The sequence below is a fragment of the Streptomyces sp. NBC_00433 genome (genome assembly GCA_036015235.1).
In the GTDB taxonomy this organism is placed as follows: Bacteria; Actinomycetota; Actinomycetes; order Streptomycetales; family Streptomycetaceae; genus Actinacidiphila.
Window position 1 is genome coordinate 8,580,130 of record CP107926.1, and the last position, 13,934, is coordinate 8,594,063.

Consider the following 13,934-nt stretch of genomic DNA (forward strand, 5'->3'; position numbering starts at 1 on the left):
TGGTGCTCGTCTTCGCCGCCTCGGACAAGGGCGGCACCGGCCGTTCGGTCACCAGCGCCAACATCGCCTTCCGCCGCGCGCTGGCGGGGGACGACGTCTGCTATCTGGACTTCGACTTCGGCTCGTCGACCGCCGCGGCCGTCTTCGACCTGGCGGGTGTCATCGGCGGCGTCGACCAGGGCGGGCTGCACTCCTACCTCCAGGGGGCGGTGAACGAGCCGGTCCGGCTCGACATCTGGGCGCACACCGAGCGCCAGGTGCTCCGCACCCGGCCGGCGGGCTCCGGCAGCTGCGTCTTCCTCCCCGGCGACCGCGGCGGCGGTGAGTTCGCCGTCGTCAAGGAGACCGTGAGCCGCTGCGTCGACCTCTTCCTGCGGCTCAACAGCGAGTTCGACGTCGTGATGGTCGACCTCAGCGCCGGCCGCAGCTACGCCGTCGACATGGTGCTGGAGGCCACCGCACGGCCCGAACTGCGAGGCGTCGACGTCCGGTGGCTCGTCCATCACCGCTGGACCCGGCAGCACGTTATCGCGGCCTCCGGGCTTGTCTTCGGCCCGCGCGGCATCCTCGCCGGCGGCGTCGCCCGCGGCCTCGACGAGGAGGACCTGAGGGGCAGCATTCGCTTCGTGCGGGCCGCGGTGCCCGACCCCGAGACGCCGCCGTGGTCGTCGATGCCCGTCGCCCAGTCCGCGTGGATGCGCAAGTGCGACCAGGACCTCGACCGGCTCGCCGCCGACCGCGGCGTCGGCCGCACGGCGATCATCGGCTCGATACCGCTCGAACCCGTCCTGCAGTGGCGTGAACAGCTCATCACCGACGAGGACGTGCTTTCCAGCCGGATAGCCAACCCGGAGACCTTACAGGCATTCCAGGATCTGGCCGAGAAGCTCACCGAAGACAGCGCGTGGGGGGTGTCGTGACCAAAACCGGCACCGGCGCCGTCTTCAGGGAGACGACCGCGGAAGCCCGCACCCAGGCAGTGCCGCTCGCCCATATGTCGCTGGAGGTCGGCCACTTCTACATGGAGGACTTCGAGGTCGGCCCCGAGCGGCTGCGCGAGCACTTCGCGCAGGTGCGGCCGTGGACCGACGCCGTGCGCGCCCTCGCCAAGGCCGGCGGGCGCAAACCCCGGTTGAGCACCTGCGTCCTGGTGGACGACTACTCCTCCCGCTTCTCCACCCCCGCCGAGCTCCTTCCCCTCCTGCTCGCCGAGGCCGAACGGGCCGGGGTCGTCATCGACTACCTGGCCCGCGAGTCCGGCTGCGCCGTCGCCGACGGCGTCCCCGTCGCCGAGGAGGTCCAGGCCCGCCTCGTCGAGTCGCCGCCACCGGGCAGTGACGGCTCCCGGCCGCCGGTCGGCCAGACCGGCTGGCTCGCCAACGGCCGCCGAACCCCTGATACGCAGACCACGGAGGCGATGGCCGGCGCCGCCGTCTGGCAGCCGCCTGCCGAGACGGCCGCCCGCCGGCACTCGGTCTTCCTCGACGCCGAACTGTGGGACGAGCGCGACGGCGTGCGCGTCTGGTCGTGTCCTTTCCTGGCCGTCGTCTGGCAGCTGGCCCGGCTCGGCCTGCTTCGCCACTTCGGCGGGCCCGTGCTCCAGCCTCTGCCCTGGCCGGGCGGTGCGGACTTCCCGCGGGACTGGGACTCGCTGCCACCGCTGATCCGGCTCAACCCCTTCGCCGCGCCCTTCTCGGCCTATCGCACCTGCTCCGTCCTGCCGTCCCGTCTCCTGCCCGTCGAGCATGCGGTACGCGTCGTCCTCGACCAGGTGGACGCCGACCCGCAGGCTCTCGCCCAAGTCGCCGTGCGCGCGTTGGGGGAGGGCCTCCCGGTACCCGAGGAGATCGCCGACCGCATCTCCTACGTCTTCTACCCGGCGCCCTGACGTGGCCGTGCCCGCGGACCCCGGACAGCCCACCGGGGAGAGCACGGAGCCGGCACTGATCTGCGGAGAGGTGCGCACCTGCCTGCTGCAGCACTCCCAGGCGCTGCCCGGACGCGGAGCCGCCGATCTCCTGGGGCTACGGGCGGGCGAGCGCGTTCTGCGCTCCGAGCGGCCCAACGCGTACGCCCAGTCACCCGACCTGCTGACCGGCGTGGACTGCCACCTGCCCGCCGCCTCCGGCGCCAAGGTGCGGGCCGTCGGCACCGTCACCGCCCGCGCCATGCTCACCGGGGGTCGGCTGCTCCAGGCCGACGCCTTCTGCGCGGCCGTCGCCGACGGCCCCGACCAGCGCCGCCCCTGGGGCCGTTACCTCAGCCGCCCCGGCGTCGTCGAGCCCTTCGGCAAGCTGCCCGAGCGGGACGTCACCGAGGGCTGCCTCAGCGGCGCCCGCCGCCCCGGCGACCTCGACCTGGGAGCGATTGCCGACCGCACGCTCAGCCTGGTGCTACGGGACCCGGCACTCGACAAGCGGGCGCCTTTCAAGGCCCAGGTCACCTGGCTGCGCTGGGTGGCGCTACGGGCGCCGGCGGGCGAGGGCCCGTCCCTGGAGAGCTTCACCGTGGCCGAGAACGGACTGCGGACGGTGGAGCTTCGGCTGCCGCCGGGAATGTCCGCAGCCGCCGCAGCGAGGTTCTGCGAGAACCTCAGCCTGCACGACTGGCTGCTCACGACCCTCATCAGGATGGTCGAGCGCAGCCGGCTGGGTTCGGTCGACGGGCGGGACGCCCTGGCGGCGCTGCGACCTGCCGTCGACCACCTGATACATCTGTGGATGCCGGCAGCACGTGTCGACCAGGCCCTCTGCCCGCTGTGGGAGACGTTGGAACGGGAACCGGGATTCACCAGGCAGTGGCACATACTGGTGCAACGGGTCAGGGACCAGCTGGCCGTGCAGGCCGCCGCCCAAATCTCGGCCCGGACCGTCCGCTGAGGGGGCGTGGTATGCAACAGGGAGCGGTGCGGCACGCGGCTGAGGACGATCTGGCGGCTGTCGCGGACCTTGAGGCGCGTGCCTTCCCCGGCCTGAACTATCCCTACTTCGCGCTGCGTGAGATGTTCGATGTCCACGGCCACCACATGCTCGTCGCCGGCGATCCCGGAGTGCTGCACGGCTACGCGCTCCTGGCCAGCGGTCGCAACGGCCAGTCGTGGCTGCTCTCGCTCGCGGTCGATCTCGCCCACAGGCGCCAGGGCCACGGGCGGCGGCTGCTCGACGCGGTGCTGAGCCTCGCGGACGACGGCGGACTCGGTGCCGTTCGGCTGACCGTGGCACCGGACAACCACCCCGCTCTGCGCCTGTATCACGAGTCGGGCTTCTGTCTCGCCGAGCGCCGCCGTGACTACCTCGGTCCGGGCCACGACCGTCTGGTGATGGTCCGCGCGGCGCCCGGCAGGCCCTAGACCACCGGCTCATTCAGCCGGCAGCCGGGCAGTCACCGCGGCACCCAGCGCCCGCGCCCGGGCGTCGGTGTAACCCCGCAGAAGGCCGACGGCCTCACGCCGGTGCGACGCCGCAGCGAGCGCATTGCCGGTCCGGTCCAGAGCGGCGGCCAGATTCTCCAGTGCACCTGCCACCCGCCAGTCGTCACCCAACTCCCGGAACCCCGCGATCGCGAGGCGGTGGAAGTCCACTGCCTCCTGCGGCCGGTCCATCGCCTGGTAGGCCAGCCCGGTCGTGTCGAGCGCCGCCCCCTCCATCGTCCGGTCACCCAGTAGCCGTCCGATCGACGCGGCGCGCTGGAGCGCGGCCAGCCCCTCCTCCGCCCGGCCCGCCGCGAGGCAGATCCGCCCGAATTCCGTCTCGCACTGGCCTTGGTAGATGACGTTGCGTGTCTCTACGCCATGTGCAGCGCTTGGCCGATGTGCTCTTCCGCGTCGGTCAGGCGATCTGTCTCCCGGTCGATCGTCGCCTCGACCCAGAGGCACTCCGAACGGGCTCCGGGGCTCTCGTTCTCGAGCAGTTCCTGCAGGGTGGCAGCGATGCACTCACGGGCCTCACTGTGGAAGCCGGATTCGAGCAGCGCCTCGGCGCGGCCGATGAGTCCCCACACGATCCACAGGCGCAGCCGCAGCCCTCGGGCGATGTCCAAGGCTTCCTGGTAGGACTCCAGGGCTTCGTCGAGTCGGCGCCCCTGCCGCAGGGCGTGCCCGAGCATCACCAGGGCGGCGATCGTCTGCCACGCGTCGCCGGCCTGCCGCGCGGCTGCCAGCGCGGCACGGCTCTGCTCGACGGCCTCCGCGAGACGGTAGGCCTGCCGGTGGGCGATGCTCATGCCGGTGAGGGTCACGGCCTGGCCGAGCAGGTCCCCGGACCGTTGGGCGGACAGCAGCGCTTGGTCGGCCATCGGCAGCCAGCCCTGCACGGGATGCCGGTCCAGGAAAGGCGTGCGCAACAGGGCCGGCAACTTCCACGCGACCTCGTGGAGGCCGGCCTCGGCCGCTGTCCTGCTGACCGCCACCATGTTGTCGGTCTCCACGGTGAACCAGGTCATGGCCCGGTCGTAGTCCGAGACGTCCGGAATCCCCGGCAGGTCGCCCCGCGCCGCATGCACGTGCCAGTCGTCGGCATATTGTGCGTCGTGCACCGCGGCGGCGGCCGCCATCGTCTCCAGATACCACTCGCACAGACGCCGTACCGCGGCTTCTCGGTTTTCCGGCGTCTCGTCGTTCACCGCCTGCTCGAAGGCGAAGGCCCTGAGCAGGTCGTGGAATTGAAAGCGGTCGTAGGCGGACGCGGAGATCAGGTGCGCGCCGGCCAGCGAGTCGAGCAGCCGCCGCGCGGCGACGGTGGAGACGCCTGCCAGCGCGGTAGCGGCGTGGACCGAGAAATCCGCCCCGGGGTGCAGCCCGAGCAGCCGGAACATGCGGGCGGCGTCGGCGCTCAAGGCGCGGTAGGACCAGGCGAACACGGTGTGCACCGCGTCGGCGTCGTCCTCGTCGTCCGCCGACAGGGCCAGCCAGAGGGAGGACTCGTCCTGCAGATCGCTGATCAGCTCGCTGAGCGGCATGTGCGGCCGGGCCGCCGCCCGCTCGGCTGCGATGCGCAGCGCCAGCGGAAGGCAGGAGCACAAGCGGGCGAGTTGGACCAGTTCGGTCTCGGGGTCCGGCCCGCGGTGCCCCCCGGTACTGTCGCGGAGCAGCTGAACGGCCTCGTCCTCCGCGAGGACGTCGAGGTCCAGCCGTTGGGCACCGTCACGGGCCACCAGCCCGGACAGGCGGTCCCGGCTGGTCACCAGCACCATGCAGGAAGGGGTACCGGGCAGCAGAAGGCGCACCTGGCGAACAGCCGCGGCGTTGTCCAGCACGATGAGCATGCGTCGGCCGGCGAGCAGCGACCGGTAGATCGCGGCCTTGTCCTCCGGGTCGTCGGGGATCGCTCCCGGAGCGACCTCCAGTGCGCGCAGGAAACGCTCCAGCGCCTGGTCGGCCGTGACGGGCGGCCCCGCGTCGTAGCCCCGTAAGTTCACGTAGAGCTGGCCGTCGGGGAAGCGGTCCCTGACCTGGTGAGCCCAGTGCGTCGCCAGCGCGGTCTTGCCGACGCCGGCGGTGCCGGCGATGGTCGAGATCACCACGGTCTGCGACCCGTCGGTCCGGCGGGCCAGGATGGCGTCGAGGCTGTCCAGGGAGGCCTCCCTCCCGACGAACCCCCTCACGTCTGCCGGCAGTTGCTGTGGGTGGGACTCGTGCGCCGGGTTCGCGTGGTGGAAGTGGATGCCGCCGGTGATGTCGCGCGCTTGGACCACGTCCCAGGCGTTCCCTGACAACTCGGAGTGGGTCGTTCCTGAGCGGTCGAGGTTCTGTTCGTCCCTCCCCTCGGGGCCCTCCATCGGCACGGCCTCCCGGTCGCGATTAGCTGCCCACCGCCCATACGGCGCATCCCCCGGTCGATCAGCTGCCGCACCCATCAGCGGCAGGGCCCATGGTAATTGACGGAGCGTCCGACCGCCCGGGATCCGGGTGACTAAGCTGAAGCGGTGGCTTTCTCGGTGGATCCTGAGGTCATCGTTGTCGGGTGCGGGGTGTCGGGCCTGACGACCGCACTGGTGCTGTCGGAGGCGGGACGAGCGGTCACCGTGGTATCCGACCGCGAGCCTCGGCGTACGACCTCGGCGGTTGCCGGGGCCCTGTGGGGGCCGTACGTCTTCGATGACGCCCGGGTCCTGGACTGGAGCCTGGGCAGCCTGCCTGACCTGGCCGAGATCGCCGTCGACCCGCGCTCTGGCGTGCGTTTCACCCAGGGGATCGAGGCGTCGCGCGAGCCGGCGGAAGCCCCCGCCTGGCTGCGTTCGATGAGCGGATTCGCCACGTGCGGCCCCCCTGAACTGCCCCCCGGCTTCGGATGGGGGTGGACGTACCGGGCTCCGGTCTTCGACATGCCGCTCTACCTGGACTACCTGATGGGCCGGCTGGCGGACTCCGGGGCCACCGTCCATGTGCTCGACAGTCCGTTGCGCCACCTGGACCAGGTGCTGGACACCGCTCCGATAGTGGTCAACTGCGCCGGGCTGGGGGCCAGGGACCTGGTCGGCGACCAGGAGGTGACGCCCAACTGGGGCCAGTTGGTGATCACGGACAATCCCGGGGTCGAGGGTTTCTTCTCGGACTTTCCGGAAAGCGAGGACCCCACCTACTGGATCGCACACCCCGACCACGTCGTCCTGGGCGGGATCGTCAGACAGGGCAGAAGCGACCTGCGGCCGGACCCGGAGGCCGCCGAGCGGATCGTGGCGCGGTGCGCCGCTGTCCTGCCCGCGCTCGGCCGCGCCCAGGTCAGGGGGATCCGGGTCGGGCTACGACCGGTACGGCCGCGCGTGCGGTTGGAAAGCGGCAGCCACAACGGCGCTCTAGTGGTGCACAACTACGGCCACGGAGGCTCGGGCGTCACGCTGTCATGGGGTTGTGCGCGGCAGGTCCAGTCCCTGATCGGCTGACGAGAGGAACGCCATGCCCTTGTCCTTGCCACTGGACGCCGAGCGCTACCACCCGGATCCGCGGGAGCCCGTCGACCGCTGGTTCCAGACGGCCAGCGCCTCCAACGTCCGCACCACGACGGCTGTTGTCGCCGACCTCGTCAGCCCCCCGTGCAGCGCCCTCGTGGACCCGTTCGCCGGCGGGGGGAGTTCGGCGATGGCGGCCCGGCTGATGAATCTGCCGTTCTTCGGTATCGAGATCGACCCTGTCCTGGCCTGTGTCGCCTTGGCGAAGAGCCGGGCCACCGTGCGCCATGCGCGGTTGCTGCGGCACCTGCCGCCCGTCCACGACCTCGACAGCCTGCTCTCGGTGCTGGAGGCACTGCCCGGGTGCGGCACCGCCGACGACGTGGCCGTCGCGTCCTGCCTGGCGGTCGTGATGGGACTGCGTGCCTCGCGTGGCAGTCCGCTCGGACACGCCGAGGTCACCGGCGATCTCGTGCGCCACCAGCCCCCCGCCGCGAGCGGCCGGCTGCTGTGCGCGGACGCGACAGCGCCTTCCGGCTGGCTCGATCTGCCGATACCGGAAGAGGGCGCCGTGCTCTACACCTCTCCGCAGTTCGGGCAGCGGTCCCCGCTGCTCGACGCCCCGCCGCGGCTGGTCACAGCCGCCCGTGGCGCTCTCGCCGCAGCCGGGGCCGACCGCGGGCCGGCCGCGGCTCAGCCGGACGCGGGCTTCGCCGAGACCACTGTGGCCATGCTGAGCCGGGCGGCCGCGAAGGTGCGTCGGGCGACGGTGGTCATCGAGCACGAGCCTGACGACGACGGGCGTGACGCGACCGGGGAGGTTCTGGAACACGCCGCTGCGGCCATCCCAGGACGGGTGCACGACGCGCGAGTCATCGTCTGCGGACAGTTCACCTGGCGCGGACCGCTGTCCCTCATCGTCTTCGACCTGCGGTGAGGACGCGATCACATCAACGGCGGGCAGCGATCCGCCGTGCCGGCGCCGCACGCCACAGGAGGACATATGAAGGAAAAGCTCACGGTCCTGGTCACGGGAACCGCCGCAGTGCCGCCGGAAGCTCGTACCCTGATCGCCGACCGCGGGTTCACACTGCGGGAGGTCACCGGCAACCACCTGGACGCCGACGACCTGCACGCGGCGCTCGACGGAGTCTCCGGTTATCTGATCGGCGGATACGAGGAGCCGGCGCCCGGACACTTCGAACGGGCGGCGGCACTGCAAGCCGTGGCGTTCGTCGGCACGGACTTCGTAAGCTACGTGCCGGGCTGGCGCAAGGCGTACGAACTGGGGATAGCCTTCGCGAACACGCCCGGGGAAAATGCCGCCTCGGTCGCCGAGTTCACCGTCCTGCTCGCGCTCACTTTGGCCCGCCCGTTCACCGACGCCATCGTGCGCGTCCCGCACGCCGCAGCCGAACCGACAGCCGGGGGCTCCCCTTCCGAGGGCCGTGAACTGGGTGGGCGCACGCTGGGCGTGGTCGGAGCGGGAAGGATCGGCGCACGAGTCGCCAGGATCGCCCAGGGCCTCGGCATGCGCGTCCTGTACACGTCCCCGCGGCGCAACCAGGCGCTCGAGGCCGCCACGGGCATCGAGTACACAGGCCTCGACGGTCTCCTCTCCCGGTCCGACGTGGTCAGCCTGCACCGGCCGGGACCCGCTGCCGGTGAACCGCCGCTGCTCGGCAGGCAGGAGTTGGCAAGGTGCAAGGACGGCGCCCTGCTGGTGAACACGGGCCATCACGATCTCATCGACCCCGTGGCGCTCGCGTGGGCGATCGAGCACAAGGGCCTCCGCGCCGCAGCCGACGGCCTCGGCCCCGGCGATGCCTGGGCCGCGCTCACCGCGCTCGGTCCGGAAAGCTTCCTGGCCGTCCCCCAGATGGGCTTCCTCACCCGGGACGCGGGGCTGCGGGCCGGCCTGCGCGCGGCCACCGCGGTGTGCGACGTGCTGTCAGGGATCGGTTCTCCTGACGTCACCAATCCCGACTTCCGCGAACGCCGGCAAGCCGTGGAACGCGGCGACTGATCCCGGGCGGATCACCGGAACCGGCGGAGCGACCGGACTCAGCAGGGCGCGAACGGCAGGACCTGATACGGAGCGCCCGCCCCCGCACCCGTGGAACGCTCCGGCAGGGACATGGCGTACATCCTGTGCAGCCATCTGTCGTGGCCGTCCCAGCGCGGCGCGAAGGCCGTGCGACCGTGGACGACCCGCGCGTTGTCCAGGACCAGCAGGTCACCGGGACGCAGCCGCACCGTTTCTGTGACCTCGTCCAACGCCCCCGACAGGGCCCGCAGGGCCCGGAGCGCCGAAGGGCCGTCAGGCTCCAGAAGGTCGCGATCGTAGGCGAGCCGGGGATCGGCGGGAGGACCGTCGACGACCAGCACGCGCGCCTGCGGGCCGGATCCGTCCGGGTGCCGGAAGGCCAGGTCCGTGCCACACGCGAGGCGGTTCTCGCGGAGGAATTCCTGCGCGGCGGCCTCGACCAGCGGCAGGGCGGCGTTGGCCGCGGCCACGGTCGTCCCCGCGGCGCCGTCATGATCCGCGCGTGAGCACGCGAGCAGCAGGAAGTCGGGCCGCCACCGGTGGTAGGCCATCTCCGTGTGCACGGTCAGTGGAGTCGTCGAGCTCTGTGACGACAGCGGACGGGCGCCCGGCGACGGACAGATGTCCTGAAGCAGGCTGCCCGAGTACAGCTCGCTGTAGGCGGTGGGCAAGCCCATCCTCGCGCATATCGCCAGGAGCCAGCCCTCCATGGCCAGCAGGGGGCGGTCGGCCGGAGCGGGCGTGCTTCGCGGTGTACCCGGCAGCAGGCCGGGCGTGAAGGGAAGATCCGTCAGGTGAAGGTAACCGCGGCCGTCCCGTCCCGCGCTCAGCGCGTCCAGACGCTCCAGAAGCGGGCCCGGCAGCTCGGCGGCCACCATCGCCGCGGCGTGGACGGCCTCCGCGAGGTCGCGACGCGGCATGGTGGGCAGCGTCGCGTGCAGGTCTTCGAGCCTGCCGCGCCATCTCCGGCACGACATACGCACAGAACGCCCGGTGTCCATCCCCGCTCCCACGCCGCCTGTCCGATGTGGGCCGGGATCAGGCTTTTGCGGCCTGGGCTGTCAGGGAGTCGTAGAAGAGGCAGCGGGCGTCGAGCGCCGCACTGACGCCGTACTCGATGTCCGCTCTGTTCGACTCGTCTTCGGCACCAATGTCGATCAGTGACTCGAGGAGCTCGGTGTGCCGAGTGTCGGCTTTCATGTTCTCGGCGAAGTACGAGAGGTCGGCCGACGGGAAAGCAGTACGGACGGCGGCTTCGAGCGGGCGGAATTCGGCAAGCGACAGGTACTCGTTCGCGTAGCAGAAGGCTCCGACACCCCGCCAGACGCTCGATGTCGTCAGTTCCCGCTGCGTCGTGAGGAACGCGGTCGTTCCCTCGGTCGGGAGGCTGTCGAGCTGGTCCCTGCCGACCCCCATCGATCCGAGCAGGTTGTCGAGCAGCACGGCGTGGGCCCGGTCGGAATCGCCCTCACCGAACTCCTCCCAGAGATTCTCGGCGAGCACCGTCCTCATCCGGAAGTCATCGGCGTAGGAGATCAGCAATCCGATGGACCTGGGGAAGGCATAGGACACGTGGCGCTCCTGGAGTCCCCAAGCCACGAGGTGCTCGCGATCGGCCCCGCCGGCGGCCACTCGCGCGAGGAAGGGATGCTGGAGCACCCGGTGCTTATCTACGAATCGCCGCAGGTTTTCCGACGCTGCGCGCATGAATGCCCTCGCTTCTGCTTGATTGGCGTCAGTTCGCATCGCCCCGGTGAGGCAGTCATCAGCTCAACCTTGCGTCGACCGGGACCGGCCCTCGACGTCGGGCGGAGGAGGAGGGGAGGCGGTGGTGAAGGACAAGCCGGAGAAGTCCCGGCCCAGCAACACCTGCCCGTACTGGTTGCCGCCGCTTATCACGTTGTGGACGTCACCATCACCGGTGCGCACCAGCTTCGCCTGCTGATGCCACAGCCGCAGCTCGGAGGAGAATTCCGGATCCACTGCGGCACGCACCGCCAACGCGGTGCTCAGTATGTGCGCACGCTCCAGGTCCCCGGGCGCTTCCTGCAGGCGGACCACTTCCGCCTCTCCGGTGCTGACCGCCGGCGCCTGGGCGGATCCGTCCTGCCCGCGCCTGAACGGTCGACGTACCAGTGTGGTCAGCCCGACCCATGCCTGGCGCCCCAGCTCACCGCCGGCGCCACCCGCCAGCGCCGCGAGCAATGCCACCGAAACCGGATCCACGCGCCCACCGTCCTCGGTGTCCGATGCGTCACCACGACTGACCACTGTACGGGCCTGGCGAACCCCCGTAGGCGGGAATAGCCGAACTTCCGCGTATTTGCGGGCCCGCGATTCCGGGGGACCCGGCGGGAGCCGTTGCCGGGGAGGGCCCGGGGGGCCGGGCCTCAGGCGTCGTTGCCGACGCCGCGGCCGGGGGCGCTCATGTCGCCCGTCGCGGGCGTGCCGTCCGCGAGGCCGTAGCGCAGGTGGACCGTGCCGTTCTTGCCGGCTGCCGGCGGTTCGAGGAGGGTGAGGTTCGCGGGCACCGCGCCGGCCAGGTCCGGGCCGAGCTGGTGGGATCCGGCCCACGACAGGTCGGGTTTGCCGCGGGAGGCCACGTATTTCGGGACGCTGTTGAAGAGCGTGGCGATCCCGCCGTCCTCCGCGGGTGGTTCCGCTCAGCCCTTCCCCGCGGGGGGATCGGCGTAGGTGCCGTGGAGCATCCCGGTGGCCTGGCCGACCTCGATGAGGTAGCCGTCCGGGTCGCGGAGGTAGCACCGCACTTCGGCCTTGCGGTCGATGGGCGGGGTCAGGAAGCGGGCGCCTTTTGCGCTCCACTCCTCGTAGCAGGCCTGGATGTCGGCGACGCGGAGGTTGAGGAAGCTGGTGGCGGTCGAGGGGTCGGTGGGCGGGTGGAGGGTGACGTCGGGCTTGTCGGGGGTGGGGCCGCCGCCGGGGTTCATGATGATCCACCCGTTGGCGAGCTTGACGATGCAGGGATTCTCGGCGAGTACGACCTCGCCGCCGAGCACGTCGGTGTAGAAGGCCCGCGCGCGGGCCACGTCGGCCACCGTCAGGAAGTGGGTGAGGACCAGCCCGGTTTCAGGGGCCGGAAGGTCGTCATGGGGCATGGCGCTCCTCCGAACGAGCGGGGGCGGATGGGTGGGCCGAGCGGGGCGGACGGATGGGCACGGCTCCAGGCCTGCCGGGCGGACCCCGTTCAGGGTGTGCCGCCCAGCAGCCGCTGCATGGAGGCCAGGTCCTCGTCCACCTCCTCGCGTCGCGCCCGCGGGCCGCACGCGCGCAGCAGGCGCGAGAAGTCGTCGGCCGCGTCGATGATGCGCTCTCCCAGGGAGGATCCCGACTCGTGGCCGAAGTCGCCGGTGGCGGCGTAGACCGCCCGCGGGGAGACGATCGCGTGCAGGTAGGTGAACATCGGGCGCAGCGCGTGTTCGAGGACCAGCGAGTGCCGCTCGGTCCCGCCGGTGGCGCCGATGAGGACGGGCATGTCCGAGAGCGTGTGCTCCGGCAGGACGTCGAAGAAGGACTTGAACAGTCCGCTGAAGGAGGCGTTGAAGGCGGGGGTGACGGCGATGACGCCGTCGGCGCCGGCGACGGCGTCGAAGGCGGACTCCAGTTCCTCCCGGGTGAAGCCGGTCAGCATCGCGTCCATGACGGGGTGGCCCAGGGGGCGCAGCTCCACGAACGTCGTGTCCGCCTGCTGCCCCTCCTGCCGGAGGTCGCCGGCCACCGCTGTCGCCAGCCGGTCCGCGAGGAGCCGTGTCGAGGACGGCTCGCGCAGACCGCCCGTGATGATCGTCAGCTTCATCCGGCTTTCGCACCCTCTTCCCTGTCGGACTGCGGCTGCTGGTCGGCCCCGCGGGCACGCAGCAGGGATTCGTGGGTCGGCGCCGGCGGGACGTCGGCCGGCCTGCCGACGGCGAATTCCCTGCGCAGGACCGGGACCACCTCCTCGCCCAGCAGGTCGAGTTGTTCGAGCACCGTCTTGAGGGGGAGGCCGGCGTGGTCGACGAGGAAGAGCTGGCGCTGGTAGTCGCCGACGTAGTCGCGGAAGCCCAGCGTCTTCTCGATGACCTGGGCCGGCGACCCGACCGTCAGCGGTGTCAGCGACGTGAAGTCCTCCAGCGACGGGCCGTGTCCGTAGACCGGGGCGTTGTCGAAATACGGGCGGAACTCGCTGACCGCGTCCTGGCTGTTGCGCCGCATGAAGACCTGCCCGCCCAGGCCCACGATGGCCTGCTCGGGCCTGCCGTGGCCGTAGTGCTCGAACCGCTTGCGGTACAGCTCGACCATCGACTGCGTGTGGGAGGGGGGCCAGAAGATGTGGTTGGCGAAGAAGCCGTCCCCGAAGTGGGCCGCCAGCTCCGCCACCTCCGGGGTGCGGATGGCCGCGTGCCAGACGAAGGGCGGGACGTCGTCCAGCGGCCGCGGCACGAGCGTGAAGCCCTGGAGGGAGGACCGCAGCTTGCCTTCGTAGTCCACCACCTCCTCGCGCCACAGGCGGCGCAGCAGGCCGTAGTGGGCCACGGTCAGCGGGACGGCCTGGCGGATGTCCTGCCCGAACCACGGGTAGACGGGGCCGGTGTTGCCGCGGCCGAGCATGATGTCGGTGCGGCCGCCCGACAGGTGCTGCAGGACGCTGAAGTCCTCGGCGATCTTGACCGGGTCGTTGGTGGTGATCAGCGTGGTCGACGTGGACAGGACCAGGCGTTCGGTCTGCGCGGCGATGTAGCCGAGCAGCGTGGTCGGCGAGGACGGTACGAAGGGCGGGTTGTGGTGCTCGCCGGTGGCGAAGACGTCGAGGCCGACCTCCTCCGCCTTGCGCGCGATCGCGACGGTGGCCTGGATGCGCTCCGCCTCTGTGGGGGTCGCCCCCGTCGTCGGGTCGGGTGTGACGTCACCGACGGTGAAGATCCCGAACTGCATTCCCACTTCGGACGAGTCCATGAAGAACTCCCTGTGGCTCTGGTGCGGGCTCAGCCAATTTTCTCATCCG

Annotated in this window: 16 protein-coding genes; 7 read left to right on the top strand and 9 right to left on the bottom strand. The window is 71.2% G+C overall.

Annotated features, from left to right (window positions below; all coding sequences use genetic code 11):
* The first annotated feature begins 2 nt into the window (after window positions 1-2).
* The 4 genes from OG900_37150 to OG900_37165 are packed head-to-tail and all read left to right on the top strand — an operon-like array spanning window position 3 to window position 3,349.
* Window positions 3-920 (top strand): SCO2523 family variant P-loop protein, encoded by a 918-nt coding sequence (locus tag OG900_37150; GenBank protein WUH96067.1) that lies wholly within the window; start codon window positions 3-5, stop codon window positions 918-920.
* Entirely contained in the window at window positions 917-1,888 is a 972-nt protein-coding gene (locus OG900_37155; GenBank protein ID WUH95233.1) for an SCO2522 family protein, read from the top strand. The genes OG900_37150 and OG900_37155 overlap by 4 nt, the downstream gene beginning before the upstream one ends.
* Before the next feature lies 1 nt (window position 1,889).
* On the top strand, window positions 1,890-2,879 hold the full coding sequence (locus tag OG900_37160; protein WUH95234.1) for an SCO2521 family protein: 990 nt from the start codon (window positions 1,890-1,892) through the stop codon (window positions 2,877-2,879).
* A gap of 11 nt (window positions 2,880-2,890) precedes the next feature.
* Window positions 2,891-3,349: a GNAT family N-acetyltransferase gene (locus tag OG900_37165; GenBank protein ID WUH95235.1), complete on the top strand. Its 459-nt coding sequence runs from the start codon at window positions 2,891-2,893 to the stop codon at window positions 3,347-3,349.
* Window positions 3,350-3,358: 9 nt separating this feature from the next.
* On the opposite strand, the gene OG900_37170 is transcribed toward OG900_37165, so the two are convergent.
* Window positions 3,359-3,874 (bottom strand): tetratricopeptide repeat protein, encoded by a 516-nt coding sequence (locus OG900_37170; GenBank protein WUH95236.1) that lies wholly within the window; start codon window positions 3,872-3,874, stop codon window positions 3,359-3,361.
* Window positions 3,784-5,775, bottom strand: a complete 1,992-nt coding sequence (locus OG900_37175) for an NB-ARC domain-containing protein (GenBank protein WUH95237.1) — start codon at window positions 5,773-5,775, stop codon at window positions 3,784-3,786. Before OG900_37175 ends, OG900_37170 begins: the two co-directional genes overlap by 91 nt.
* A 147-nt stretch (window positions 5,776-5,922) precedes the next feature.
* Between OG900_37175 and OG900_37180 the strand changes: the two genes are divergently transcribed.
* The 3 genes from OG900_37180 (at window position 5,923) to OG900_37190 (ending at window position 8,911) form a co-directional block, all read left to right on the top strand.
* On the top strand, window positions 5,923-6,879 hold the full coding sequence (locus OG900_37180) for an FAD-binding oxidoreductase (GenBank protein WUH95238.1): 957 nt from the start codon (window positions 5,923-5,925) through the stop codon (window positions 6,877-6,879).
* 19 nt (window positions 6,880-6,898) lie between these two features.
* Entirely contained in the window at window positions 6,899-7,822 is a 924-nt protein-coding gene (locus tag OG900_37185; GenBank protein ID WUH95239.1) for a site-specific DNA-methyltransferase, read from the top strand.
* 66 nt (window positions 7,823-7,888) lie between these two features.
* Window positions 7,889-8,911, top strand: a complete 1,023-nt coding sequence (locus OG900_37190; protein WUH95240.1) for a hypothetical protein — start codon at window positions 7,889-7,891, stop codon at window positions 8,909-8,911.
* A gap of 38 nt (window positions 8,912-8,949) precedes the next feature.
* On the opposite strand, the gene OG900_37195 is transcribed toward OG900_37190, so the two are convergent.
* The 7 genes from OG900_37195 to OG900_37225 form a co-directional block, all read right to left on the bottom strand.
* Window positions 8,950-9,852 (bottom strand): TauD/TfdA family dioxygenase, encoded by a 903-nt coding sequence (locus OG900_37195; protein WUH95241.1) that lies wholly within the window; start codon window positions 9,850-9,852, stop codon window positions 8,950-8,952.
* Between the two features lie 118 nt (window positions 9,853-9,970).
* Window positions 9,971-10,639 carry an iron-containing redox enzyme family protein gene (locus OG900_37200; protein ID WUH95242.1) on the bottom strand — a complete coding sequence of 223 codons (669 nt, stop codon included), beginning with the start codon at window positions 10,637-10,639 and terminating at the stop codon, window positions 9,971-9,973.
* A 63-nt stretch (window positions 10,640-10,702) separates the two neighbouring features.
* A complete protein-coding gene (locus OG900_37205; protein WUH95243.1) occupies window positions 10,703-11,158 on the bottom strand; it encodes a hypothetical protein in 456 nt (151 codons plus the stop codon).
* A gap of 164 nt (window positions 11,159-11,322) precedes the next feature.
* Window positions 11,323-11,535, bottom strand: coding sequence for a hypothetical protein (locus OG900_37210; GenBank protein WUH95244.1), 213 nt, complete (start codon window positions 11,533-11,535; stop codon window positions 11,323-11,325).
* A gap of 60 nt (window positions 11,536-11,595) precedes the next feature.
* Window positions 11,596-12,048, bottom strand: a complete 453-nt coding sequence (locus tag OG900_37215) for a VOC family protein (protein WUH95245.1) — start codon at window positions 12,046-12,048, stop codon at window positions 11,596-11,598.
* Between the two features lie 89 nt (window positions 12,049-12,137).
* Window positions 12,138-12,746: an NAD(P)H-dependent oxidoreductase gene (locus OG900_37220; protein ID WUH95246.1), complete on the bottom strand. Its 609-nt coding sequence runs from the start codon at window positions 12,744-12,746 to the stop codon at window positions 12,138-12,140.
* Entirely contained in the window at window positions 12,743-13,864 is a 1,122-nt protein-coding gene (locus tag OG900_37225) for an LLM class flavin-dependent oxidoreductase (GenBank protein ID WUH96068.1), read from the bottom strand. The genes OG900_37220 and OG900_37225 overlap by 4 nt, the downstream gene beginning before the upstream one ends.
* Window positions 13,865-13,934: the final 70 nt, after the last annotated feature.